General features: G+C 35.7%; 24 protein-coding genes. 9 read left to right on the top strand and 15 right to left on the bottom strand.

Annotation, left to right across the window (positions count from 1 at the left end; genetic code table 11):
- Positions 1 to 87: 87 nt before the first annotated feature.
- From feoB to E0F89_RS00365, 3 genes are all read right to left on the bottom strand, one after another.
- The gene (feoB, locus tag E0F89_RS00375) at positions 88 to 2,190 is read right to left on the bottom strand and encodes a ferrous iron transport protein B (RefSeq protein ID WP_131907890.1); all 2,103 of its coding nucleotides are present in this window, start codon (positions 2,188 to 2,190) and stop codon (positions 88 to 90) included.
- Positions 2,184 to 2,426: a FeoA family protein gene (locus E0F89_RS00370; RefSeq protein WP_131907889.1), complete on the bottom strand. Its 243-nt coding sequence runs from the start codon at positions 2,424 to 2,426 to the stop codon at positions 2,184 to 2,186. The genes feoB and E0F89_RS00370 overlap by 7 nt, the downstream gene beginning before the upstream one ends.
- 158 nt (positions 2,427 to 2,584) lie before the next feature.
- Positions 2,585 to 3,250 (bottom strand): SCO family protein, encoded by a 666-nt coding sequence (locus E0F89_RS00365; protein WP_131907888.1) that lies wholly within the window; start codon positions 3,248 to 3,250, stop codon positions 2,585 to 2,587.
- A gap of 228 nt (positions 3,251 to 3,478) precedes the next feature.
- Here E0F89_RS00365 and E0F89_RS00360 point away from each other — a divergent pair, with 228 nt between their 5' ends.
- Positions 3,479 to 5,542, top strand: a complete 2,064-nt coding sequence (locus E0F89_RS00360) for a M13 family metallopeptidase (protein WP_131907887.1) — start codon at positions 3,479 to 3,481, stop codon at positions 5,540 to 5,542.
- A gap of 54 nt (positions 5,543 to 5,596) precedes the next feature.
- Here the strand turns inward: E0F89_RS00360 and E0F89_RS00355 are convergent, their stop codons facing one another.
- The 7 genes from E0F89_RS00355 to E0F89_RS00330 all read right to left on the bottom strand — a co-directional run bounded on the left by E0F89_RS00355 (position 5,597) and on the right by E0F89_RS00330 (position 12,167).
- Positions 5,597 to 6,538 carry a DMT family transporter gene (locus E0F89_RS00355; protein WP_243699447.1) on the bottom strand — a complete coding sequence of 314 codons (942 nt, stop codon included), beginning with the start codon at positions 6,536 to 6,538 and terminating at the stop codon, positions 5,597 to 5,599.
- A 1-nt stretch (position 6,539) separates the two neighbouring features.
- Positions 6,540 to 7,343 carry an NAD(P)H-binding protein gene (locus E0F89_RS00350; RefSeq protein ID WP_131907886.1) on the bottom strand — a complete coding sequence of 268 codons (804 nt, stop codon included), beginning with the start codon at positions 7,341 to 7,343 and terminating at the stop codon, positions 6,540 to 6,542.
- Complete coding sequence (locus E0F89_RS17280) at positions 7,330 to 7,533, bottom strand: hypothetical protein (RefSeq protein ID WP_243699446.1); 204 nt, start codon at positions 7,531 to 7,533, stop codon at positions 7,330 to 7,332. Before E0F89_RS17280 ends, E0F89_RS00350 begins: the two co-directional genes overlap by 14 nt.
- A gap of 35 nt (positions 7,534 to 7,568) precedes the next feature.
- Positions 7,569 to 7,853, bottom strand: a complete 285-nt coding sequence (locus E0F89_RS17275) for an ORF6N domain-containing protein (RefSeq protein WP_243699445.1) — start codon at positions 7,851 to 7,853, stop codon at positions 7,569 to 7,571.
- A gap of 23 nt (positions 7,854 to 7,876) precedes the next feature.
- Complete coding sequence (locus E0F89_RS00340) at positions 7,877 to 10,186, bottom strand: M28 family peptidase (RefSeq protein ID WP_131908638.1); 2,310 nt, start codon at positions 10,184 to 10,186, stop codon at positions 7,877 to 7,879.
- A 104-nt stretch (positions 10,187 to 10,290) separates the two neighbouring features.
- Positions 10,291 to 10,641 (bottom strand): hypothetical protein, encoded by a 351-nt coding sequence (locus E0F89_RS00335; protein ID WP_131907885.1) that lies wholly within the window; start codon positions 10,639 to 10,641, stop codon positions 10,291 to 10,293.
- Entirely contained in the window at positions 10,638 to 12,167 is a 1,530-nt protein-coding gene (locus E0F89_RS00330; RefSeq protein WP_131907884.1) for a bifunctional GNAT family N-acetyltransferase/carbon-nitrogen hydrolase family protein, read from the bottom strand. Before E0F89_RS00330 ends, E0F89_RS00335 begins: the two co-directional genes overlap by 4 nt.
- A gap of 218 nt (positions 12,168 to 12,385) precedes the next feature.
- On the opposite strand from E0F89_RS00330, the gene E0F89_RS00325 reads away from it, so the two are divergent.
- Entirely contained in the window at positions 12,386 to 12,718 is a 333-nt protein-coding gene (locus E0F89_RS00325; protein WP_131907883.1) for a single-stranded DNA-binding protein, read from the top strand.
- Positions 12,719 to 12,883: 165 nt separating this feature from the next.
- Here E0F89_RS00325 and E0F89_RS00320 read toward each other — a convergent pair whose 3' ends face one another.
- The 5 genes from E0F89_RS00320 to E0F89_RS17410 all read right to left on the bottom strand — a co-directional run bounded on the left by E0F89_RS00320 (position 12,884) and on the right by E0F89_RS17410 (position 17,723).
- Positions 12,884 to 13,783 (bottom strand): histone deacetylase family protein, encoded by a 900-nt coding sequence (locus E0F89_RS00320; RefSeq protein ID WP_131907882.1) that lies wholly within the window; start codon positions 13,781 to 13,783, stop codon positions 12,884 to 12,886.
- 112 nt (positions 13,784 to 13,895) lie between these two features.
- Entirely contained in the window at positions 13,896 to 14,525 is a 630-nt protein-coding gene (locus E0F89_RS00315; RefSeq protein WP_131907881.1) for a chloramphenicol acetyltransferase, read from the bottom strand.
- Entirely contained in the window at positions 14,525 to 15,211 is a 687-nt protein-coding gene (locus tag E0F89_RS00310) for an HAD family hydrolase (RefSeq protein WP_131907880.1), read from the bottom strand. The genes E0F89_RS00315 and E0F89_RS00310 overlap by 1 nt, the downstream gene beginning before the upstream one ends.
- Before the next feature lie 79 nt (positions 15,212 to 15,290).
- Positions 15,291 to 17,351: a methionine--tRNA ligase gene (gene metG, locus E0F89_RS00305; protein WP_131907879.1), complete on the bottom strand. Its 2,061-nt coding sequence runs from the start codon at positions 17,349 to 17,351 to the stop codon at positions 15,291 to 15,293.
- 243 nt (positions 17,352 to 17,594) lie between these two features.
- Entirely contained in the window at positions 17,595 to 17,723 is a 129-nt protein-coding gene (locus E0F89_RS17410) for a hypothetical protein (protein ID WP_262709507.1), read from the bottom strand.
- Positions 17,724 to 17,819: 96 nt separating this feature from the next.
- Between E0F89_RS17410 and E0F89_RS00300 the strand changes: the two genes are divergently transcribed.
- From E0F89_RS00300 to E0F89_RS00275, 7 genes are all read left to right on the top strand, one after another.
- Positions 17,820 to 18,131: a hypothetical protein gene (locus tag E0F89_RS00300; protein ID WP_131907878.1), complete on the top strand. Its 312-nt coding sequence runs from the start codon at positions 17,820 to 17,822 to the stop codon at positions 18,129 to 18,131.
- A gap of 130 nt (positions 18,132 to 18,261) precedes the next feature.
- A complete protein-coding gene (locus E0F89_RS00295) occupies positions 18,262 to 18,633 on the top strand; it encodes a hypothetical protein (protein WP_131907877.1) in 372 nt (123 codons plus the stop codon).
- Between the two features lie 60 nt (positions 18,634 to 18,693).
- Entirely contained in the window at positions 18,694 to 18,864 is a 171-nt protein-coding gene (locus tag E0F89_RS17030; RefSeq protein ID WP_165929955.1) for a hypothetical protein, read from the top strand.
- Between the two features lie 68 nt (positions 18,865 to 18,932).
- The gene (locus tag E0F89_RS00290) at positions 18,933 to 19,472 is read left to right on the top strand and encodes a DMP19 family protein (protein WP_131907876.1); all 540 of its coding nucleotides are present in this window, start codon (positions 18,933 to 18,935) and stop codon (positions 19,470 to 19,472) included.
- A 225-nt stretch (positions 19,473 to 19,697) separates the two neighbouring features.
- A complete protein-coding gene (gene serS, locus E0F89_RS00285) occupies positions 19,698 to 20,969 on the top strand; it encodes a serine--tRNA ligase (protein WP_131907875.1) in 1,272 nt (423 codons plus the stop codon).
- Positions 20,970 to 21,047: 78 nt separating this feature from the next.
- Entirely contained in the window at positions 21,048 to 22,823 is a 1,776-nt protein-coding gene (locus E0F89_RS00280) for a tetratricopeptide repeat protein (protein ID WP_131907874.1), read from the top strand.
- A gap of 71 nt (positions 22,824 to 22,894) precedes the next feature.
- A complete protein-coding gene (locus tag E0F89_RS00275) occupies positions 22,895 to 23,206 on the top strand; it encodes a DUF4286 family protein (RefSeq protein ID WP_121363961.1) in 312 nt (103 codons plus the stop codon).
- Positions 23,207 to 23,341 lie beyond the last annotated feature (135 nt).

The raw sequence follows: 23,341 nt of genomic DNA, 5'->3' as shown, positions 1-23,341 counted from the left end.
TAATTCTACGCGGCAAATGTAGAATGTAATTCTTATTTAGACAAGATAAAAATAAATAAATTGTCAAATTTAACTTTTGTTCAATATTTATTTCAGAATTTGATATGCAAGTAACGCTACAACATATGCAAATCCAGACATGAAGATCAATTGTCCTGCCGGCCATTTCCAGGAATTGGTTTCTTTTTTAGTAACCGCTAGTGTGCTGGCACATTGCATGGCAAAAGCATAAAATAATAGCAATGATATTCCGGAGGCAAAGTTGAAGATTTTTTCTCCGGTAACGGGATTGATTTCGGCAGCCATTTTGTTTTTGATGGTAACTTCATTATCGCTTCCGCCAACGCTGTAAATCGTTGCTAATGTTCCCACAAAAACTTCTCTGGCCGCAAAGGAACTGATAATCGCAATGCCTATTTTCCAGTCGTAGCCTAATGGCGAAATGGCAGGTTCAATGGCTTTTCCCATAATTCCAATATAGGAATTTTCCAATTTTTGAGAAGCGACAGCATTTTCAAATTCATCTTCCTGCAACGGATTTTGCTTCGTGTTTTCAATAACAATTTTTTCCGCATTATTGAATTTTTCTCCTGGTCCGTAAGAAGCTAAAAACCACAATACGATGGAAATGGCCAAAATTATTTTTCCGGCGCCATAAATAAAAGCCTTTGTTTTTTCGATTACATTGATTCCTACGTTCTTGAAAAGTGGTAATTTATAATTGGGCATTTCTACGACGAAATAGGTTTTTCCTTTTATTTTTAGGATTTTATTTAAAATATAAGCTGAAAAAATAGCCATTCCAAAACCCAAAAGATACAACAACATCAAGGTCATTCCCTGCATGTTCAGAAATCCGAAAACACGATTGTCCGGGATTACCAACGCAATAATAATGGCATAAACCGGTAATCTGGCAGAACAAGTTGTGAATGGAGTTACCAGAATAGTAATCAGTCTTTCTTTCCAGTTTTCGATATTTCTGGTGGCCATAATAGCAGGAATGGCACAGGCTGTTCCAGAAATTAACGGCACCACACTTTTGCCCGATAAACCAAATTTTCGCATGATTTTGTCCATCAGGAAAACCACGCGGCTCATATAACCGCTTTCTTCCAAAATGGAAATAAACATAAAAAGAAATGCAATTTGTGGAATAAATATCAAAATACCTCCAATTCCCGGGATGATTCCCTGCGAAATTAAATTCGTTAAAACTCCGGCTGGTAATTCTTCCGCAGCAAGCGTACTCAACGAAGCAAAAGAGGCATCGATGAAATCCATTGGAATTTTAGACCATTCGAAAATAGATTGGAAAATAACAAACAAAATCAGAAAGAAGATGACGTATCCCCAAATTTTATGGGTCAGCACGCGGTCTAGCCTGCTGCGATAATCTCTTGCAACGGAGGAATCAATTTTTAATCCGACCTTCAAAACATCATTGATGAATTGGTAGCGTTTTATAGTTTCTTTTTGTTGCAGGCGTTTTAAATCAGAGTGTGATTTCGTAAACGAACTTCGGATTTCATTTCGTTCTAAATTCAGGAAATTAACGTCTTGTGTAATCACCAGCCATAATTTATACAACAGTTGGTTGGGGAAAGCTTTACGTAAATTATTGAAATAGTCGGGATCAATACTCGAGGCATTTAAACATGGTTCAGTAGAAATGGTACGATAGCTGACAATCAAGTTTTTCAACTCATCAATTCCATATCCTTTTCTGGAACTGATTAAAGCAATTTTAGTTTTCAAGTGTTCCTCGAGATACGGAATATCCAGTGAAATCCCTTTGAACTTCATTCTGTCAGCCATGTTGATGACTAATATTGTTGGAATTTCAAGGTCTTTTATTTGGGTAAAAAGGAGTAAGTTTCGTTTTAAATTTTCCACATCAGTGACTACTAAAGCCACGTCAGGATATAATTTGTCGTTTTTGTTCAGTAATAATTCAATCACCACATTTTCATCAATCGAACTGGCATTCAGGCTGTAGGTCCCGGGTAAATCCAGAATATTAGCCTTAATATTATTGGGTAATTTGCAGAAACCTATCTTTTTTTCAACAGTAATTCCGGGATAATTCCCTACTTGTTGATTCAGGCCGGTGAGCTGATTAAAAACGGAAGTTTTGCCCACATTCGGATTCCCGATTAAAGCAACATTGATGTTTTGTTTGCTTACCATAAGTTGGTTTTTATAATGTCAACCTCAATTTCTTTTGCAGTTTCTACCCGAATTGCTACATGCGAACCATTAATATTCAAATACAAAGGATCTCCAAAAGGAGCAATTTGAAGTAATTCTACCAGATTGCCGGGTAAGCAACCCATTTCCAATAATTTTAATGGAACGGTGTCGATGTCAAAGTCTTTTATAATGGCTTGTTCGCCTTTTTTGAGAGAATGTATCGTTGTTTGCAAAACTTATTTAGATTGAATTAAGATTGCAAAAATACACATTTAAATATAAACACAAATGATAATTATCACATTTATACGGCAATTATAACAAAGAAAGACAGCGATTGTATTTTGTAAAAACGAGCTTTTTTAAAGAAGAAATTCGTTTTTAAAACTCCCTATTCATTGGCTAAAAAAGTGATGTCTTCGATTAATCGTTTCATGTCATCTTTATTAGTACCGTCATAAAAACCGCGAACTCTTTTTTTGGTGTCGACCAAAACAAAATTTTCGGTGTGAACCATGTCGTAAAGTTCACTTGGTTTTCCAAGTTTCACGGCCAAATACGATTTTCTGGCCATCGTATAAATTTCTTTTTTATCTCCGGTCACTAAGTTCCATTTGTTTTCGTCAACATTATATTTTTTGGCGTAAGCCTTCAAAACAGGAACACTGTCAGTCTCTGGAAAAACGGTGAAGGAAAGCAATTTTACCTTTGGGTTACTGGCAAAAGCTTTTTGAATATCGGATAAATTGGTAGTCATCTTTGGACAAATGGAGCCGCAAGTAGTAAAGAAGAAATCGGCGACATATATTTTGCCTTCGTAATCTTTTTGGGTAATGGTTTTTCCGTTTTGATTAATGAATGAAAAATCAGCAATCGTGTGATATTTGCTTTTGTACTGAACGGTGCTGTCCACTAATTCCGGATTTACATCAGCGGGATTGAAAATGGGAAGTGTTTTTTTTGGCTTTAAAGCCGAATAAAATAAGGATAAAATAATTGCCGAAAGAACAAAGAAAACTCCAAAAAAGAGACGGTATTTTTTTAAAAACTCTAACATAGTGCTATTTTGATGCAAAAATACAAAAACGGGATTTGTTTTTAATTCAAATTAACAGAGTTTTATTTTTAGTGGAAGTTAGTTCATACACCAAAAAAATGAGTGCAGTATTTAAACCTTTTTCTATTTTTTGTGTCAAATAAAAATGTTTTGTGATAATTATAGAGAACTTAAATTATCAGTAAAATTATTAATAGCTTTGTTAACATAACTAAAAAACTAAAAAAAATGAAAAAAAACAGCAATAAGCAATTGCTTTTTGTGATTCCTGCAATTATGGGTTTTGCGGTGAGTCAAGCACAGAACGCTCCGGCAGCTAAAGAGCCGGGAATCAATGTGAATTACATGGATAAAAATGTAAAACCAAGCAATGATTTCTTTCGCTATGTGAATGGAACTTGGTTGGACAATACCGAGATTCCAGCTGATAGAACCCGTTGGGGTAGTTTTGATGAATTGCGTCAAAAAACGGACGCTGATGCATTGGCCATTTTAAAAGAAGCCACTACAAATCCAAGCTACAAATCGAATACGGATCAAGGGAAAGCCATTAATTTGTACAAGTCGATTTTAGACACTGTAGGAAGAAATAAATTAGGTATAAAACCGTTAAAACCTTATTTAAAGAAAATTAATGCCGTTAAAAACGCCAAAGATTTAGAAGCATTAATGATTGAAATGGAACCGTTCGGCGGCATAGGATTTATGGGTGCTGGCGTAGGAACTGATGCAAAGAACAGCAGCAGAAACGTTATTAATTTAGGTCCTGGAAGCGTAGGTTTACCAGACAGAGATTATTATGTTTCTGAAGATGCCGATTCTAAAGAGAAGCGTGCGAAATATGTTTTACACGTTGCTAAAATGTTGCAATACCTTGGTGATAAACCAGCAGTTGCTAAAATGAATGCTGAAAAAATTCTGGCTCTTGAAATTGCCATGTCTACACCAAGATTAGACAGAGTAGAACGCAGAGACCGTCGTAAGTCTTACAATCCTATGACATTGAGTGAATTGAGTAAGTTAACTCCTTCTGTCAATTGGAATAATTACTTTACAAAAATTGGATTGGCAAAAGCTGATACCGTTATTGTATCGCAGCCGAAATACATGACGGCGCTGGAAACTATTTTTAAAGAAAATAAGGTAGAAGACTGGAAAGCATACATGCGTTGGAGTTTGTTGAACAGAGCTTCCAGCCAATTGTCAACTGAGATTGAAAATGCAAACTTTGAGTTTTACGGAAAAACCTTGACTGGTGCAGTAAGCCAAAGACCACGTGATGAAAGAGCACTTCAAACGATCAATGGAGCAGTTGGAGAAGCGTTAGGAAAATTATATGTTGAGAAAAAATTTCCGGCTGAAGCCAAAGTAAAAGCGGAGAAAATGATCAAAAACATCTTTTTGGCTTTCGAAAACAGAATCAATAATTTGTCTTGGATGTCAGCAGAAACAAAGGTGAGCGCGCTCGCTAAATTGCATAAATCAAGAATTAAAATTGGTTATCCTGACAAATGGAAAGATTATTCAGCCTTGACAATTAAAAGTCCAGAAGAAGGCGGAACCTATTTTGAAAACGCTAAAAACATGTCTCAATGGCGTTTCAATGAGAATATTGCTGAGTTGAACAAACCGGTTGATAAAGATAAATGGGGAATGTCGCCGCAAACGGTAAATGCGTATTATAATCCATCAAATAATGAGATTGTATTCCCAGCGGCGATTTTACAACCGCCTTTTTACAATTACCAAGCAGATGAAGCAGTAAATTATGGTGGAATCGGTGGGGTTATTGGTCATGAAATTTCACATGGCTTTGATGATTCAGGTTCGCGTTACAACGCTGACGGAAACTTAGTAGACTGGTGGACCGCAGAAGATTTGAAACAATTCTCAGCTTTAACAGGAGCACTTGCGGCTCAATACAGCGCTTTGCAACCTATTCCGGGAACTTTTGTAGATGGTAAATTTACGCTCGGTGAAAACATTGGAGACTTAGGTGGAGTAAATGCTGCTTATGATGGTTTACAATTGTATTTGAAAGAAAACGGAAATCCGGGATTAATCGACGGATATACTCCAGAACAACGTTTCTTCATTTCTTGGTCGACTATCTGGCGTTCAAAAATGCGTGATGAAGCGTTGAAAAACCAAGTAAAAACAGACCCGCATTCTCCAGGAATGTACCGAGCTTATGTTCCTTTGCAAAATATAGATACGTTCTATAAAGCATTCGATATTCAAGCAAATGACGGCATGTACATTGCACCTGAAAAGCGTGTAAGAATTTGGTAATTAATTTGTAAAATTCATAAAAATCCCATTCGTTCAATCGAATGGGATTTTTTTTTATATGATTTCGCTACTATTTTTACGTGATTTTCTCAAGGAATAATTTACCATGTACAATCCAAACAACGTAACACCGCCACCTATGGCAATAGCTGCATTAAGGACTTCTCCAAAAATCACAGCACCTAGAATTACTGCTATAATTGGGTTTATATATGCATAAACACTACTTATTTCAGCAGGAAGATTTTGCAGTGCATAGATAAAGGCAATGAAAGTCAGTACTGAACCGAAGACAACTAGATACGCAATCGACCACCACGAAATTGCCGGAATTGCACTCAAGCTAACCGAAGTTCCTGTTGCTCCATTGTACGCAAAAAGTAAAATACTAGATATAAACATTTGCAGTCCTAAACTAAAATACGGATTAAAGCTGGCAGCTTTTTTCTTAGTATACAATGTACCAAAGGCCCATGTTAACGTAGCAATCAAGGATAAAAAAATACCCAACCTAAAATCAGCCTCCATAAAATCACTCAAATGATCGTAAAATATAACGCAAACGCCACCAAAACTGATAATTAAACCAATAACCGTCAGTCTCGCCAATCGCTCTCCCCTAAAAAAAGTAATGATTACAATCCATAAAGGAACAATTGCGCCAATGATTGCTCCCAGTCCGCTGCTGATGTATTTTATGCCCCAAGTGCTTAATCCGTTACTCAAAACAAAATTAAGGATGCTCAAAATGATAATGGTTTTCCATTGTTTTCCTTTTGGCCAAGGCGTTTTTTTGAACAAGAAAAAGGAAATATACAGCAATCCACCGATGAATTGTCTAATGGCAGCAAGTTGCAAAGCCGGCATGTGTTTTACGCCCTCTTTTGAAGCAATCCAGGTAGTTCCCCAAAAAAAACTGACCCAGCATAAAGCCAAGATTGGCAATCCAATGGCATTAACTTTTGACGAAAAAGCATTTTTAATTTTAGTTCTCACGTTATAAATTTGGTTTCGTAAAAGTATAATTTAAAACGGCTTCTATTTTAGCACTCAAAATTGTTTTTCCAATGGATGGGTTTTTATGATTAAACTTTGGAATAGCCAAATCTAAATCCGATGCTTTTTGAGTGTAATATAGTTCTCGCGAAGGATGAGATGGAGCCACCGCATTGAAGGTTTCGGTCCAAGAATCCGTTTCAATAATTTTGAGAATTATTCCCAAACAATCTTCCTGATGAATTAAATTAATCGGTACGTCCGGATTATCTAAATTTTCTCGACCAGCAAGAAATTTTATCGGATGACGGTCTTCGCCAATTAAGCCACCAAAACGTAAAACCGTTGTTTTGAAATGGCTGTTATTTTGCAAAAGCTGTTCAGTTTCCAATAATTGTTTGCCACTTTCAGTATCCGGTTTTGGGATAGTTTCTTCAGTAACAAAAGCATCTTCATCATTATAAACCGATGTTGAACTGATGAAAAGCACATTTTTAATTGATGATTTTTCTATAAACGGAATTACATTTCTAATCTTCGAAACAAAGTTTTCTGTCCCTAAACCGCGAAGTTTCGGCGGAACGTCGATGATTAAAATTTCAGAATTCTCCAGAAAATCGGTTATGTTTCCAGTGGCTTTATTTTCTGAAAGCGCAATTAAAAAAGGTTCAATTCCTGCATTTTCTAATATGGCTAATTTCTCTTCGGAAGTTGTTGAGCCTTTTACTGAAAACCTATTTGAAAGTAAGGCTTTCGCCAAAGGCAAACCCAACCAGCCACAACCTAGTATACTAATTTTTATCATTTTTATTTTTGTAGCCAATTTGTTTGCGGTCTTTTTGTGTGTTGTCTTTCTCGTCTTTTTTGATGAGGTAATTCAATGCTTCATACACATCACTGAATTTCTTATCGTATTTGGTTTCTATTTCAAGCAATTTCTCGCTGAATTCTTTGTGTTCCAAAGCATATTTTCGAATTATTACAAAAGTACGCATGATGGCAATATTTACATGAATTGCTACATCTGAATTTAAAATACCACAATCATTGCTATTCCTTGTTCTGTAAAGGCAAAAGGCGTTGCTGTTACATTTCGTTTATTTTGGTATGCGGTCACAATTTGTGACCGCATACTTTCCCATTCTTCAGTAGTTAGTCGAAACATAAAGTCACTTGGAAATCTTTTGATGTTTCTTTTTACGGCTTGATTTAGGACTTTGGTTTCTACTTCATATAATGCAGCAAGGTCAAAATCAAGTATCACTTTTTGTCCCCGAAAATCATGTATTTTAGATTGAAATGTTTGTATCTGCATGTAACTTTTAGTGATTTAGTTTTTTATAAACTGTCTTTCAAAACTGTTAAACTCTCTTTTATTACAGGATTAGTAACACTTTGTAAATCATTTGCAACCACAACTGCTGTCGGTTTTATTTTTTGTTTGATGACCACCACATCATTCAATACAAAAGGTGTTGGCATCATCCAGTTTTCTCTTTTTGTTATTTGAAATAAAGGATTAGTCATTAAATCAAAAGAGCTTTCCATCAGTTCCATATCAAAAACCGTTGAGGAATTTACGCTGAACTGCATTTCCAGAGGTGCGTTTCTTACGACATAGTAACTCAATATTTTCTTTCCTTTTCGTTGGTAAAGAGAATTTTTCTGACCTAATGTAGTTACGCCATTTGCTCTGAAATTGTGAATAGCCATTTTTTCATTGGCAAAAATATCGTAGCGATTAACGTTTCGATTCGGGGAAATTTTTATTTTCAAAAACCTCTGATTACCTACTATTCTGTCTTCCAAAAATTCTATACTTGGTTTCAGAAGTTCTTTTTTAGGCGCTTGGGCAGCATAGGTAAATCCAGAATTGTACTTACTAAACAATGGTGTTTCGTTTAAAGTTGTCGCTTCTTTCGGGTTTTCACCCAAATAGGCTTTGGTCCAGGAATCAAGATTTTTGTCGTAAGTTGCCCAGTTGGATTTGCCCGTATCGGCATTATAGATATACAATAAACTATTTGATTTGGCTTTGCCAGCTTCGTAACCAGATTCAGAATGTGCTTTCGCAAAAAAGCCGATGGAAAGCACAAAAAATACTAAAGTCCAGATTCCCTTTTTGGCGAAAGCCCCAAAAACAGGTAGCAATAATCCAAAAGTCAGTACCGTAAGTATAGCACTTCCAAACAGCACTTTCAATCCCAAACCAATAGGAAACATCTGGATGAAAGGCGCTATAATTATCAAAGCAGGAATGCTTAAAAGAAGATTTAAAATTTTATTTGATTTTTGAGTTACAATGAAAACACCAAAAACAATCAGACCAAAGTAAACTGGAATAATCAAAAATCCGGCTCCTTGTAAACTAAAAGCAAGAGCTCCATTAATCACAATCCAAATAAATAATGGTGCTACAAAATGATTGATAGTTACTTTTCGTTCTGAAAATAAATGATAAAATAGCAAGCTTATCGCTAAAGCCAAAAGTACGAAAGCGGCAATGTAAGCGTGTCCGTTGTACGTAAATCCGTTAAGTAAATCATTGTATTGCGGATACAGTTTTAGCAATGCTTTCCAACCAAAAAAAGAAATTAATCCAGTAACAATCAGCGAGCCAAAAAACGGAATAAATCCTCTTCCAATTTCGCGGAATGATAAAATACGTTTGGCTTTTCCTAAGAATAATAGGAAAATAAATAGTGCCAATGCAATTATCACCATTGGTAAAACCCAACTAAAGGGATAACTGATGAAAGTATACGGAATGGTAAAATAGACGTAATCTTCGCTAGCTTTTGTGGTATTTAAATCGGAATTTGAAAAATAATTTAATAACGGCATCAAATAAGAACCCTGATGTGCTAACGTATTTTTATTCAAATGATGGATGTCATCCTGGGCGGTATGATAGTTGAAATGGTCATCGATGAAAGCAAAATTATAACCTTGAATATTGCCTTGTTCCCTGAAAACGGTCAAATCCGTGTCGTTAGGTAACATTTTATAAATGCTGTACATCAACGAATTTGAAACTGGAAAAGTCGCTTTTGCGGAAGCGAACCCTTTCACTAATCCTGCATTTCCTTTGTTGGTTTCCATCAACATATAACTAGGTCCTGAAGAACCGCGAGCTTCAAAATTAAGCACTAAACCTATTTCTTTTGCCCATTGATGTTGGGTTACAAAAAGTGCAGCGCCATTTAATCCTAATTCTTCGGCATCTGAAAAGAGAATAATAATGTCATTTTTATGCGGACTTTTATTGTACAAAAAAGCACGAACACTTTCTAATATCGTTGCTACACCGGAACCTGCATCGCTGGCGCCAGGAGAATAGGAGTGAGGCGCGCTGTCATAATGGGAAAGCAATAACAATGCTTTGGAATTATTGGAACCTTTGATTCGGGCCAAGATATTTTTTGATTGTACCAGATTTCCCCAATCGCTAAGCGTATATCCCTCCTGAATTGAAGTCTCCAGTCCTAACTTGTTTAGCTCTTTTACTAGATAATTTGCGACTACTTCATGATTTGCGGAACCTACAAAATGAGGTTGCTTCGAAATTGCTTCTACTTGGGCCAAAGCTCTTTTTGTCGAAAAATCAGCCAGAGAACCTTCATCGTCCGAAGTCCATTGCGGCATCATCGTAATGAAAATTATCCCCAGAATTGCTACGAGGAATAAGCCGGCAAAAATAGAAAAACAGTCTTTTTTCATGATAGGTTAGGTAGATTTGGGGATTTACGGTATTAAATGTCTTTTTTGACCAACATATAAAAATCATTTTCCAAAACCATATAGCCTTGGTCGTACAGGAAGTAGTAGGTGTTTCCAGTTTTGGTATGGAGGATATTGGTGAAAAATTCAAAATCAAAACCTTTGCTTAACAATTTTGCCCTTGTGGTTTTTGATTTTCCTTCGGTGTTGAGCTCAGAGAGAATGCGGTAATTTTTGCGCAACTTGTTATTGATGTTGCGCATGAAATTAGTACTGTCCTTGTTTATTTTATTGTTGAAAGCGTTCCGGCAACCGTCGCTACAAAACTTTTTGTCTTCCCGTCCTACAATCTTTTCTCCACATTCTAAGCAGGTTTTGTTCATGGATTGATTTTTTTGATGTCGTATAAGTCAGTTCTACGATCTTTCAGAATTCGAACACTTCCATGCTCGTGAAGTTCTTTCAGTAAATCTAAATCAACATCGACTATCAGTGTCATTTCCGTATTTGGAGTTGCTTCGGCTTTAATTCCGTTACTTGGAAAAGCAAAATCAGAAGGTGTAAATACGGCGGATTGCGCATATTGAATATCCATGTTATTTACCTTTGGAAGATTTCCCACACAACCGGCTATCGCCACATAACATTCGTTTTCAATTGCTCTGGCCTGCGCGCAATGCTTGACTCTGGTGTAGGCATTTTGAGTATCAGTCAAAAACGGAACAAATAAAATGTTCATTCCTTCATCTGCCAGTAATCTGGATAGTTCTGGAAATTCAACGTCATAACAAATCATAATTCCTATTTTGCCACAATCTGTATCAAAAGTCTTAATTTGTGACCCGCCTGTCATTCCCCAATGCTGAACTTCGTTTGGAGTAACATGAATTTTAGCATACATTTCAGAAGTTCCGTCTCTTTTGCAAAGAAAGCCAACGTTATATAAGGTACCATTTTCTAGATGAGGCATGCTTCCGGTAATGATATTGATGTTATAAGAAATGGCTAATTCTTGAAAGCGTTTGCGAATGGGTTCCGAGTATTTTGCTAGTTCTCTAATCGCTTCTGCCTCAGACAAATGATTGTAATCCGCCATTAAAGGAGCGGTAAACAGTTCTGGGAACAAGGCAAAATCACTTCCGTATCCCGAAACAACATCAACAAAAAACTCACATTGTTCGTATAAAGCTTCCAGATTGTTTAGTTGACGCATTTGCCATTGAACAAGCCCCAAACGAATGACGCTTTTCTTAAGGTTTATCAGTTTTGGACTTTCGTCGTAATAAATATTGTTCCATTCCAGTAAAACCGCAAATTCTTTAGAATCAGAGTCGCCTTCTAAGTAGTTTTTCATTACACGAATCACGTGAAAATCATTACTCAACTGAAAAGAAAGAACTGGGTCGTGCAATTCTTTTCTTTTTACTTTTTCAATATAATTTTTTGGAGTGAGTGTTTTCGCATGTTGTCCGTAATTAGGAATTCTTCCTGCAAAAACAATAGCTTTCAAATTCAATTGTTCACACAATTCTTTTCGAGCGTCGTATAATCGTCTTCCAAGGCGCAGTCCTCTATAACTAGGATGAATAAAAACATCTATTCCGTATAAAACATCTCCTTTTGGATTGTGGGTAGAGAAGGTGTATTTCCCAGTTATGTCAGAGTAATTGTGGTTTTTATCTACTAAACTTTCGTCAATAATTAGAGACAAAGCAGACCCAACTACTTTTCCATCTACTAAAATCACCAATTGACCTTCGGGAAAAAGGCTTAATAATTTTTCAATATGATGTTCTCTCCAGTAGGAACCTACCATTTCCGGATACGATTCTACCATTGAGTTTTTCAATTCTTTGTAGTCATCAATCTTCAGATTTCGTAATTCTACTTTGTTTATTTTGGCTTGCATAAAAAATTTATTTTTATCAAATATAACTAAATTTTCCCATTTACAAACGCTTACAAATAGTTACAACCGAAAGTAAATAGTTAGCAACCGAATACTTTTTGACAGTCATCGCATCTTTGCAATGTTGATTTGAAAGAAAAACAAATTCAATGATATTATCCATAACAAAAAAAGAATCTGAAACGAGTTCAGATTAAAACATTTAAATTTTACAAGCCATGAACACATTAAGAAACAAAGTACAGTTAATTGGACACGTTGGGAATGATCCGGAAATCAAATCATTTGACGGAGGAAAAAAGTTGGCCAATTTTACATTAGCAACAAATGAAAGCTACAAAAACGACAAAGGAGAAAAAGTAGAAGATACGCAGTGGCACAAATTAGTGGCTTGGGGGAAAACTGCTGAAATTATAGAAAAATACGTCACCAAAGGTAAAGAAATTGCTGTTGAAGGAAAGTTAACCCACAGAAGTTACGACGATAAAAACGGTGAAAAAAGATATATAACCGAGGTAGTGGTTAATGAGGTTATGCTTTTAGGGAAATAAAGTAAAAATTAAAGTAGAAATAAAAGGCACGGTTTTCTTAAAAAGATACCGTGCTTTTTTTTTGATTTTACTGGAAAAATTAAATGATACGGCATATTCCAAATTGCTTATTTTTTAATTGAAACTAGGTTTTAATATAATGGTATTGTTGTTATCCTTATTTTTTTAAAAAATACTTTTGGCGGCTCTGTAGGTATTGGCGTGAGCTTCAATAATTGTTTTTATATCTGGAGAGTAGCCACCACCCATGGAAACTTGCACAGGAATTTGATATTTTAAACAAAGTTCAAAAACTAATTCGTCTCTTTTTTTGCAACCATCCAATGAGCATTCCAATTTGCCCAATTTATCAGAAGATAAAATATCTACTCCCGCCAAATAAAAAATGAAATCGGGCTTTTGAGTTTCAATTAATTTAGGAATTACCTTTGCAATTGTTTGGAGGAATTCATCATCTTTTGTGCCATCGTTAAAACTGATGTCTAAGTCTGAAATTTCTTTTTTGAAAGGATAGTTTGTCTTGCCATGTGTGGAAAAGGTAAATACGTTTGGATTACTTTGAAAAATTTCTGCGGTACCATTTCCCTGATGCACATCTAAGTCTATGATCAGAATCTTTTTAGATAATTTGTGATCTAATAAAAACTGAGAAGCTATCGCCTGGTCATTTAATAAACAAAAGGCCTCTCCGTGAGAAGAATAAGCATGATGGGTTCCACCCGCGATATTAAAAGATACTTTTGTGTCAAATGATTTCTGAGCGCCAACGATGGTTCCTTGTGCTATAATTAATTCGCGCATGACAAGCTCTTTAGAAAGCGGAAATCCAATTTTTCTCGCCGCTTTTGCATTCAAAGTAAGCTGAAGCAAATCATCCACATATGTTTGCTTATGAACTGCCAAAACGTGACTTAAATCGCAAATTTCAGGTTCAAAGAAATCAGACAGTGATGCGGTTCCTTCATGCACCAATTGTTGGGGGAGCAATTCATATTTCAGCATTGGAAAACGGTGCCCGTCAGGTAAAGGATGCTGATATATAGGATGAAAAGCTATTGGAAACATGGAGAATTTTTAAGGTGATAAAATTTTTAACACAGATACAATAGACAAAAAAGCTAACCTATTTTTTTAATAAAGGCAACATCTTAGCATATTAATAATACTGAAAATGTATTTATTGATTCATTAATTCTTGAAAACAATCCACAAATTGTCCCAGGTGAAAACCATCCATTAGTCCGTGATGAACATGAATTGACATTGCCATCGTTCTCTTTCCATTGTCCGCAATTTTCATTTTGCCAAACGAAATTTTAGGGCAACTATCCGGGAAAGTATAACTTCTGGCGTGGGATAATGAAGTAAAATCCAGCCATGGAATCGCCGAAAAGTGAATGACATTATCATCATCAAAAGATCGGGTAAAAAGTCCAGTTGTAGTTTGAATACGTTCGATTTCTTTGGAAGTGTTTGTTGCAAAAACTGAAAAATCAGAATTGTATTCAATCAAAGAAAAACCAAAAGTCCCGTCTTCCCGACCAATAGTCGCCGAAGCATTAATTTGGTCACAAACATATATTTTATCGTCTAAAATTCGATAGCGAAACGATTCAATTGTATTCACCGCTACCAATGTCTGATGTAAATAGTAACTGAAAAATGAGATTTTCAATGCTTTTGCAGCTGTGTAAGCTTTGGTGCAATCAATTTGGACAGTGGCGCCAAAGAATGGCTCTTCAAATTGTCTAAAAAAATGGAAGTGTTCTTTCCGTGGCCAATTTTCTATATCTAAAAGGGTTCTCACTATTTTAATCTTTTTAAAACCTCCGTAATTCTTTCATAAGCGCTGAAATTTTCATGTTCTACCTTATGGTCGATTTTTTCATGTGCCCAAGTCGTATGAAACGGTATATGAACAGCGTGCCCGCCAATGGCTAATACCGGTAAAACATCCGACTTCAAGGAATTTCCGATCATAAAAAATTCTTCAGGCTGTATTTCCAATCGTTTGATCAAATCAGAATAATCAATTTCCTGCTTGTCTGACATCACTTCGATATGATGGAAATAATGACCCAAACCCGAATTGTGTAATTTTCTTCGTTGGTCTAATAAATCGCCTTTGGTGGCAACCACTAATTTATATTTTCCGTGTAAAGCCGCTAAAGTTTCTTCGACACCTTCCAATAAAACAATGGGTTTCTCCAATAATTCTTTTCCATATTGAATGATTTTTTCAATGATTTCAATAGGAATAGTATTATTCGAAATATTCATTGCGGCTTCAATCATCGAAAGAATGTAACCTTTGATTCCGTATCCGTATAATTTCAGATTATCAATTTCGACCTTAAAAAGTTCTTTAGAAATTCCTTGATGCGACAAATAATCTTCCATCAAACCACAGAATTTTTTCTCGGTTTCATCAAAATACGTTTCATTGATCCATAAGGTATCATCGGCGTCGAAAGCAATTACTTTTAGATTCATGGTTTTATGTTTTACCGCGAATTCGCAAATTTTAATTTAAAACTAAATAAATAAGTTGCTAATCCGCGGTTGATTTTTATTAATTTATCGTCTCTCCATTGGCAACGCCATCGGTATCCGGATTTACAAAAACCAATTTCCCTTCCGCATTGGTAGTCATCAAAATCATTCCTTGACTTTCTACTCCACGAAGGTTTCTTGGAGCCAAATTCACTAAAACAGTCACTCGTTTCCCAACGATATCTTCAGGTTTAAAACTCTCGGCAATTCCTGAAACTATCGTGCGAACATCAATTCCGGTATCCACTTTCAAAATCAAAAGCTTGTTTGCTTTTGGCATTTTTTCGGCTTCCAAGATTGTTCCTGTACGAATATCCATTTTGGCAAAATCCTCGAATTGAATCGCTTCTTTCTGTGGTTCCGCTTTTTTGTTTTCTGCAGTATTAGCAGTTTTTGTCGCTTCCAGTTTTTCTATTTGTTTTTGGATTTCCTCGTCTTCAATTTTAGCAAACAATAATTCAGCTTCTCCAATTTGGTGTCCAGCCGGAATTAAATCAGAATTTTGAGCAATAGAATTCCAGTTCAACGGACTTTCGATTTTTAGAATTCTTGATAATTTTTTTGCTGTAAATGGTAAGAACGGTTCGCAAAGTGAACTTAAAGCTGCCGCAATTTGCAACGCCACATACATTTGTGTTTGAACGCGTTCCGGATTGTCTTTGATGACTTTCCACGGCTCTTCATCAGCCAAATATTTATTTCCTAAACGCGCTACATTCATTAGTTCACTCAACGCTTCACGGAATCTGTAACGCTCCAATGAACTTGAAATTACCGCAGGATACGCTTTTAATTCGGTTAAAGTTGCTTCGTCCACTTCCGAAAGTTCGTTCGGTTGCGGAACAATTCCGTTGTAATATTTATTAATTAAAACCACAACACGATTAATAAAATTCCCGTAAATCGCTACCAATTCATTATTATTTCTCGCCTGAAAATCTTTCCAGGTAAAATCATTATCCTTCGTTTCCGGCGCATTTGAGGTCAACGCATAGCGCAAAACATCTTGCTGATTCGGAAATTCTTCTAAATATTCATGCAACCAAACTGCCCAGTTTTTAGAAGTCGAAAGTTTGTTTCCTTCCAAATTCAAGAATTCATTTGCTGGCACATTATCTGGCAAAATATAACTTCCTTCAGCTTTCAACATCGCTGGGAAAATGATACAATGAAAAACAATATTGTCTTTCCCAATGAAGTGAACAAGTTTAGTGTCCTGATCTTTCCAGTACGGCTCCCAATCTTTTCCTTCGCGCAAAGCCCATTCTTTCGTAGATGAAATGTAGCCAATTGGTGCATCAAACCACACATATAATTTTTTCCCTTCAGCACCTTCAACAGGAACATCAATTCCCCAATCCAAGTCACGAGTTACCGCACGAGGCTCTAATCCGCCGTCAATCCAAGATTTTACTTGTCCGTAAACATTGGGTTTCCAGTCATTTTTATGGCCAACGAGAATCCATTCTTTCAAGAAATCTTCATAACGATCCAAAGGTAAGAACCAGTGTTTTGTCGATTTCATAATTGGCGTTTCGCCGGTAATAGTCGATTTTGGATTAATTAAATCTGTAGCATTCAGCGTCGAACCACATTTTTCGCATTGATCACCATAGGCTTCTTCGTTGCCACATTTTGGGCAAGTCCCCACCACAAAACGGTCTGCCAAGAATTGGTCTGCTTTTGCATCATATAATTGTTCCGTCACTTCTTCGATAAAATCACCTTGCTCATACAGTTTTCTGAAAAATTCCGAAGCCGTATCATGATGAATTTTAGCCGAAGTTCTGGAATAGTTATCAAACGAAATCCCAAAATCAGAGAACGATTTACGAATGATTCCATCGTATTTATCGATTACTTCCTGTGGCGTAATGCCTTCTTTTTTGGCTTTCATCGAAATTGCCACGCCGTGTTCGTCACTTCCGCAAACAAACAAAACGTCTCTTCCCTGTAATCTTAAATATCTGGAATATATGTCCGAAGGCACGTAAACACCCGCCAAATGGCCGATGTGAATCGGTCCGTTCGTATACGGCAATGCCGCTGTAATGGTATATCTTTTTGGATTCTGTATCATAAAATTATTTTTAGATTCTGAAATTAATTCAGAACGAAGTGCAAAAATAAGCAATAGAATTTTTATTTGAAGCTATTTCCCGCTGTCGGGTACAAATATAATCAGTGAAAATTTTTAAAAATAGAATTTAACTGGTGTAATTCAGGCTTATAAATTGAAATTCTTATACGGGCTAAGTCGTTATTTCTGCATACTGAGATTTAAAATTTTGTCATTTTAATTTAAAAATGTGTGCCTTATATCTTAACTCAGTTTTTTACTAACATCGGAGTAATGAACATAAATGGGTAATTTTCCATAACTTTGGTTTTTGAAAAAAGCAGGTAAAACTTTTTTTTCTCCTCTAATTACGGAATCGGTTGTCGTATCCATTCAGAAGTATTTCGGTACTAATTCTCATAAATATTAACTTCAGTAAAATGGATTTGTCTTTAAAAAAATCAAGAATTACGGTTAAAAAAAAGTCTGATGAGTAAATCGTATATAAAATGTTTAGCGTGTAACACTATCAACGTAGACAGAGATTATTGCAGTAATTGCGGTGAGATTATCAATATAGTTTTAAAGCGTCAATTAGAAAGTGAAAATGCAATTAAAGAGAAAGTAGAAGAGGAAAAAACCAAAACTCCAAGTAAAATTGAAGTGTTCTTTGACAAAGGTTTAGAACACTCAAATAGTGTGGTGCGATTTTTTTTTCAAGCTGTTTATTCCGTCTGGCTTTTCTTTGCGGTTATAATTGGAGGAATTATTGCAGCAGTTACTGCAGCTGCAGCTGGATAAACAATACATTAAACTTACAGAACTCCAGTAATTTTTCTAAATAAAGGGAGGAAGAGAATTGGTAACTAAGGCAGTATTTTGGTTAATAGTGATTTATTAGTGAATTCAACTTGAAAAGCTGGTGGTTTTTATGTTTAGAAGATTAATTTATAGTATCTTATTTTTTATCGCTTTGACAATTTACAGCATGCAACGATTTCACCTACCATTGCCTGCATTAGTCAATAATTATGTCAATGATTTTCTGTATCTTCCACTGGTACTCGGCGCAATTGAATTTATAATCCGACGATTAAAAAGAGATAGTTCGTTTAAAGTACCAATTGCTTTTGTTGTTTTTTTAGCTAGCTGTTATTCTTTTTATTTTGAATATTATCTCCCTAGATTAAATCCAAGATATACGGCAGATTGGATTGATGTAATTCTCTATTTTTCAGGAGCATTTGCTTATTTTTTTTGCGGAAAGATAGAAAGCAGAAGGTTTTCTAAAGAGCGTTTTTAATTTTATAGCGGACACTAATCGTTTTTATATTTGTAACCTTAATCGAAGAAGATTGTAATCATGCCAAAAGGACCCGAAAAAAACACCAAAAATAAAGCTTTACATACCAAATTGCTCAATCGGAAAAAGGCTAAACTTCAAGAAGAAAAAAAAGAAAAAGCAGCACGTTTGAAAGCTTTGATTACCAAAATGAATCAGAAAAAGAGAGATGATGAATCTGATAGCATATAAATCAAATTGTATTTCGTTTCTGTTTTTATTTACCCGAAATTTGCAGCACATATTCAAATACAAAACAAATGGAATTCGGTAGAATAATTATTTCAGAAACTGCAATGAACAGTGAAAATCTCCAAGATGTAATTCACTCTAATATTTCGGTAATCAACTTAATGCGCGAGGAAGGCGTAAACGATGATTTGATTCACGAAGATGCTATAATGAGTTATTATTTAGATTATTACACCTCACAATATACTGAAGGAAATTTTGCTCAATTTGTATACAATTCAGGTTGGGACAAAGAACTGAATGAATTAATAGAAGAAGGTTTGGCATTAATTGGAGCCGAAAAGCATTTGGAGTTGTTCCAACAACAATCCAAAAAAGTAAAATTAATGAGCAGTGTCAAGCTTAATAAATTCTTGAAAGGGAAACTCGAAGGCGTAAATCCTATTCGAGATTTGCTTAACAACGACACTTTTTTCGAAATTGAAGAAAATCTGGTTACTTTGAATGCTACTTTCCTTAAAACACACCCCGATTTTGAAGTCCTTTCTATAGACGATATGTTTGCTGCCTTGGAAGAATTTGTGGGTCATGAGATTAAAAGAGCCTAAACTAAGTCAAAAGTCGTGAGTCATAAAGTTTTTAAAGTCCTGTTTTTATTTGTTTTTTTGAAGTTCTGTTGTCAATGTAAATTAAACATTAGTGCATTTGAATCATACATTAATCTTGGACTTTATGACTTTCGACTTTTGACTAATTTTTTCCCCCATTTCTATCAAACATTTCCTTAAATTTGCTTCCATTATTATAAAAGTTAGCGTTAAAAAAATCAAGCTATGTTACAAATCGCATTTATTAGAGAGAATCAAGAAAAAGTAATCACCGCTTTGGCAAAGAGAAACATCGATGCTACAAGTGTTGTTGAACAAGTGGTACAACTGGACGAAAAACGTCGCGCTACGCAAGTGGAGCTAGATAATATTTTATCCGAATCTAATAAATTATCCAAAGACATTGGCGAATTGATGAAAGCGGGTGAGAAATCGAAAGCTGCAATTCTTAAAGAAAAAACAGTTTTAAACAAAGAGAAAAGCAAAGCTTTAGCGGAAACTGCTGATGCACTTGCCGCTGAACTTTTAGAAAAATTATATACCTTACCCAATCTTCCTGCTGATATTGTTCCTGTTGGGAAAACGCCGGAGGAAAACCTAAACGTTTTTGAAGAAGGACAGATTCCAGTTTTGCACGAAGGAGCGCAACCACATTGGGAATTGGTAAAAAAATACGACATCATTGATTTTGAATTGGGTGTAAAAATCACAGGTGCAGGATTTCCGGTTTATAAAGGAAAAGGGGCGAAGTTACAACGCGCCTTAATCAATTATTTCTTAGATAAAAATGCCGCTGCAGGTTACAATGAAGTTCAGGTTCCGCACATGGTCAATGAAGCATCAGCTTATGGAACGGGACAATTACCGGATAAAGAAGGGCAAATGTACCATGATAAAACAGATGATTTATACTTGATTCCAACGGCTGAGGTTCCGGTAACGAATTTGTTCCGTGATGTAATCTTAAACGAAAATGAATTACCAGTTTTAACTACGGCTTATACGCCATGTTTCCGTCGTGAAGCAGGTTCTTATGGTGCGCACGTACGTGGATTGAACCGTTTGCATCAATTTGACAAAGTAGAGATCGTACGTGTAGAACATCCGGATAAGTCATACGAAGCCTTAGATGGAATGGTAGAACATGTAAAAGGAATTCTTCAGGAATTGAAATTACCATATAGAATATTGCGTCTTTGTGGCGGTGATATGGGATTCACATCAGCTTTGACGTATGATTTCGAAGTGTTTTCTACTGCACAAGACCGTTGGTTAGAAATCAGTTCGGTTTCTAATTTTGAAACTTTTCAAGCCAATCGTTTGAAATTGCGTTTCAAAGACAAAGACGGAAAAAACCAATTGGCACACACGTTAAACGGAAGTGCATTGGCTTTGCCAAGAGTTTTGGCAGGGATTTTAGAAAATTACCAAACTCCGGAAGGAATCGTAATCCCAGAAGTATTGCGTCCGTATTGCGGATTTGATATTATAGATTAATTAGTTTGCGGTTATCAGTCACAGTTTACAGCGCTGTGACTGAAAAACTGTGATTGCGACTAAAAACGAATATTGAAAATGAAAAAGTTCTTTCTTTTTATCAGTTTGTCATTCTCGCTATTTGCGTTTTCTCAAAACGAACAATTAGCGCAGTATTATTATGACAAAGGCGATTTTGAAAAAGCAAAAATCAGCTATGAAGAATTGCTGAAAGAGATTCCATTAAACTCACAATATTTTTTAAGAATAATAGATTGTTCTCAGCAATTGCAACAATTTGAAAGCGCCGAAAAAGCCATTCAAGAAAGACTTGAAAAGTACAATCAAGGTAATCTTCTGGTGGAATTAGGCTATAATTTTCAGTTGCAGAAGAATGATGTCAAAGCCAAGATATACTACGAACAGGCTTTGGAACGAATCAAAAAAAACCCAAATGAAGTCTATGGAATTTCAAATGCTTTTGAGCGAAAAGTGTTGCTCGATTACGCGTTGAAATCCTACCAAACCGCCACACAATTAGAGCCTAATTTCAATTTCAATTATCAAATAGGATTGCTTTACGGTCAATTGTCTAATATGGAAATGATGATTTCCACTTTTCTGGATGAAGCGTTTGCGAATCCTCAAAACTCTATCAGAATCCAAAATCAGCTGGTTCGTTTTATGGTTGATGAAGGCGATGCAAATTTCAATGAACTGTTGCGGAAAGCATTAATAATAAGAACCCAAAAAAACCAAGATCTTTTTTGGAACCATTATTTGAGTTGGTTTTATGTACAACAAAAAGAATTCGCGAAAGCATTTATTCAGGAAAAAGCCATTTACAAACGCAATCCGGAATCGCTTGCTAATATCGTGAATTTAGGACAACTCGCCATAGATGAGGAGAATGAGGAAGCAGCTAAAGAAATTTTGGGATTTGTATTGGAAAACACACAGGATTTAGAATTGCTGATTCAAGCGAATTCCTATTTAATAAACATGAAAATTGAAAAAGCATCCGAAAAAGACTTTGCAGCCATCAGCACAGAACTAGACGCTTTGTTGAAACAATTTGAAATAAGTCCTTTTACCTTATCTTTGCAGCTGATTCAGGCTCATTTCACAGCTTTTAATTTAAAAAAACCAGAAGAAGGAAAGGCAATAGTTAAGAGAGCTCTGGAGTTGCAATTGAATGATTATGATGTGGCTAATGCCAAAATGGAACTGGCAGATATTCTGCTTTTCGAAGAAAAATTCAATCAGGCTTTGATCTATTATTCACAGATAGAATTGGACTTGAAGAATGATGTAATGGCGCATGAGGCCAGTTTGAAAGCTGCAAAAACGAGTTATTTCAAAACTGATTTTGCGTGGGCATTGAAACAATTTAAGGAATTGAAATCAGCCAATACGCAGTTAATTGCAAATGATGCTTTGGAATATTTTCTGTTAATAAATGACAATACCGTAGCCGATTCAACACAAACGGCTTTGAAGCAATTTGCAAAAGGTGATTATCTGTTGTATCAAAACCGGAATCAGGAAGCGATAACGCAGTTTCATTCTATTTTAAAAAATCATAAAGGTCAGGAAATAGAGGCTGTTACCTTGTTGCGATTAGGAAAAATATATGAGAAGAAAGGTGATTTTGCGTTGGCGTTAAGCCAATACCAGACGATTATCGATCAGCATAGCGACGGGATTTACATAGACGAAGCGCTGTATTTTTCGGCAGAAATTTATAACAAGCAATTGTTGCCTGAAAAAGCAAAGCCACTATATGAAAAGGTATTGTTCAATCATCAGGACAGTATTTATTTTGTGGAAGCAAGAAAGAAATTCAGGCAATTGCGTGGAGATACTAATTTATAAAAACAGATTATTTAGATTTTTGGATTTTTTGAAAAAGTCTATTAATCTAAAAATCTAACAATCTAAAAAAAATGATACTATACAACGTTACCACAAACATACACGAAAGCGTTCACGATCAATGGATGATTTGGATGCAACACAAGCACATTCCTGAAATTTTGGCTACGGGAAAATTCTCTTCGGCAAGAATGGTAAGAGTTTTAATTGAAGAGGAAATGGGCGGAGTTACGTATTCCGTTCAATATACTACTGACAGCAAAGAAACTTTGGAGAAATATTATCAGGAAGACGCCCCTGGTTTTCGTGAAGAAGGAGCGAAATTATTTGGAGATAAAATGCTGGCTTTTAGAACGGAATTAGAGCTGATTGCAGATTATTAGATTAATTACGAGGAACGAAGCAATCACATTCAGGCTGTCGTTTTGAACTACAATCTTAAAGTCGCAATCTGCGACTTCAAGTTGGAAAGAAAACAAATATAATTGGAGCTCACAATTTGTGATCTCCAATTTAAA

It is taken from the genome of Flavobacterium caseinilyticum (genome assembly GCF_004349085.1).
GTDB classification, from domain to species: Bacteria; Bacteroidota; Bacteroidia; order Flavobacteriales; family Flavobacteriaceae; genus Flavobacterium; species Flavobacterium caseinilyticum.
Note: the sequence above shows the minus strand (reverse complement) of the source record. Positions and strands in the feature narration are given on the sequence as shown.

Bases quoted from the DNA above. Each gene is read 5' to 3' on its own strand.
- E0F89_RS00360 (WP_131907887.1), top strand. From the start codon at position 3,479: ATGAAAAAAAACAGCAATAAGCAATTGCTTTTTGTGATTCCTGCAATT.
- E0F89_RS00350 (WP_131907886.1), bottom strand. From the start codon at position 7,343: ATGATAAAAATTAGTATACTAGGTTGTGGCTGGTTGGGTTTGCCTTTG.
- E0F89_RS00295 (WP_131907877.1), top strand. From the start codon at position 18,262: ATGTTTAGAAGATTAATTTATAGTATCTTATTTTTTATCGCTTTGACA.
- E0F89_RS00335 (WP_131907885.1), bottom strand. From the start codon at position 10,641: ATGAACAAAACCTGCTTAGAATGTGGAGAAAAGATTGTAGGACGGGAA.
- feoB (WP_131907890.1), bottom strand. From the start codon at position 2,190: ATGGTAAGCAAACAAAACATCAATGTTGCTTTAATCGGGAATCCGAAT.
- E0F89_RS00300 (WP_131907878.1), top strand. From the start codon at position 17,820: ATGAGTAAATCGTATATAAAATGTTTAGCGTGTAACACTATCAACGTA.
- metG (WP_131907879.1), bottom strand. From the start codon at position 17,351: ATGATACAGAATCCAAAAAGATATACCATTACAGCGGCATTGCCGTAT.
- E0F89_RS00280 (WP_131907874.1), top strand. From the start codon at position 21,048: ATGAAAAAGTTCTTTCTTTTTATCAGTTTGTCATTCTCGCTATTTGCG.
- E0F89_RS00275 (WP_121363961.1), top strand. From the start codon at position 22,895: ATGATACTATACAACGTTACCACAAACATACACGAAAGCGTTCACGAT.
- E0F89_RS17030 (WP_165929955.1), top strand. From the start codon at position 18,694: ATGCCAAAAGGACCCGAAAAAAACACCAAAAATAAAGCTTTACATACC.
- E0F89_RS00365 (WP_131907888.1), bottom strand. From the start codon at position 3,250: ATGTTAGAGTTTTTAAAAAAATACCGTCTCTTTTTTGGAGTTTTCTTT.
- E0F89_RS00330 (WP_131907884.1), bottom strand. From the start codon at position 12,167: ATGCAAGCCAAAATAAACAAAGTAGAATTACGAAATCTGAAGATTGAT.
- E0F89_RS00310 (WP_131907880.1), bottom strand. From the start codon at position 15,211: ATGAATCTAAAAGTAATTGCTTTCGACGCCGATGATACCTTATGGATC.
- E0F89_RS00320 (WP_131907882.1), bottom strand. From the start codon at position 13,783: ATGTTTCCAATAGCTTTTCATCCTATATATCAGCATCCTTTACCTGAC.
- E0F89_RS00290 (WP_131907876.1), top strand. From the start codon at position 18,933: ATGGAATTCGGTAGAATAATTATTTCAGAAACTGCAATGAACAGTGAA.
- E0F89_RS17275 (WP_243699445.1), bottom strand. From the start codon at position 7,853: ATGCAGATACAAACATTTCAATCTAAAATACATGATTTTCGGGGACAA.
- E0F89_RS00340 (WP_131908638.1), bottom strand. From the start codon at position 10,186: ATGATGCCGCAATGGACTTCGGACGATGAAGGTTCTCTGGCTGATTTT.
- serS (WP_131907875.1), top strand. From the start codon at position 19,698: ATGTTACAAATCGCATTTATTAGAGAGAATCAAGAAAAAGTAATCACC.
- E0F89_RS17410 (WP_262709507.1), bottom strand. From the start codon at position 17,723: ATGGATACGACAACCGATTCCGTAATTAGAGGAGAAAAAAAAGTTTTA.
- E0F89_RS17280 (WP_243699446.1), bottom strand. From the start codon at position 7,533: ATGCGTACTTTTGTAATAATTCGAAAATATGCTTTGGAACACAAAGAA.
- E0F89_RS00325 (WP_131907883.1), top strand. From the start codon at position 12,386: ATGAACACATTAAGAAACAAAGTACAGTTAATTGGACACGTTGGGAAT.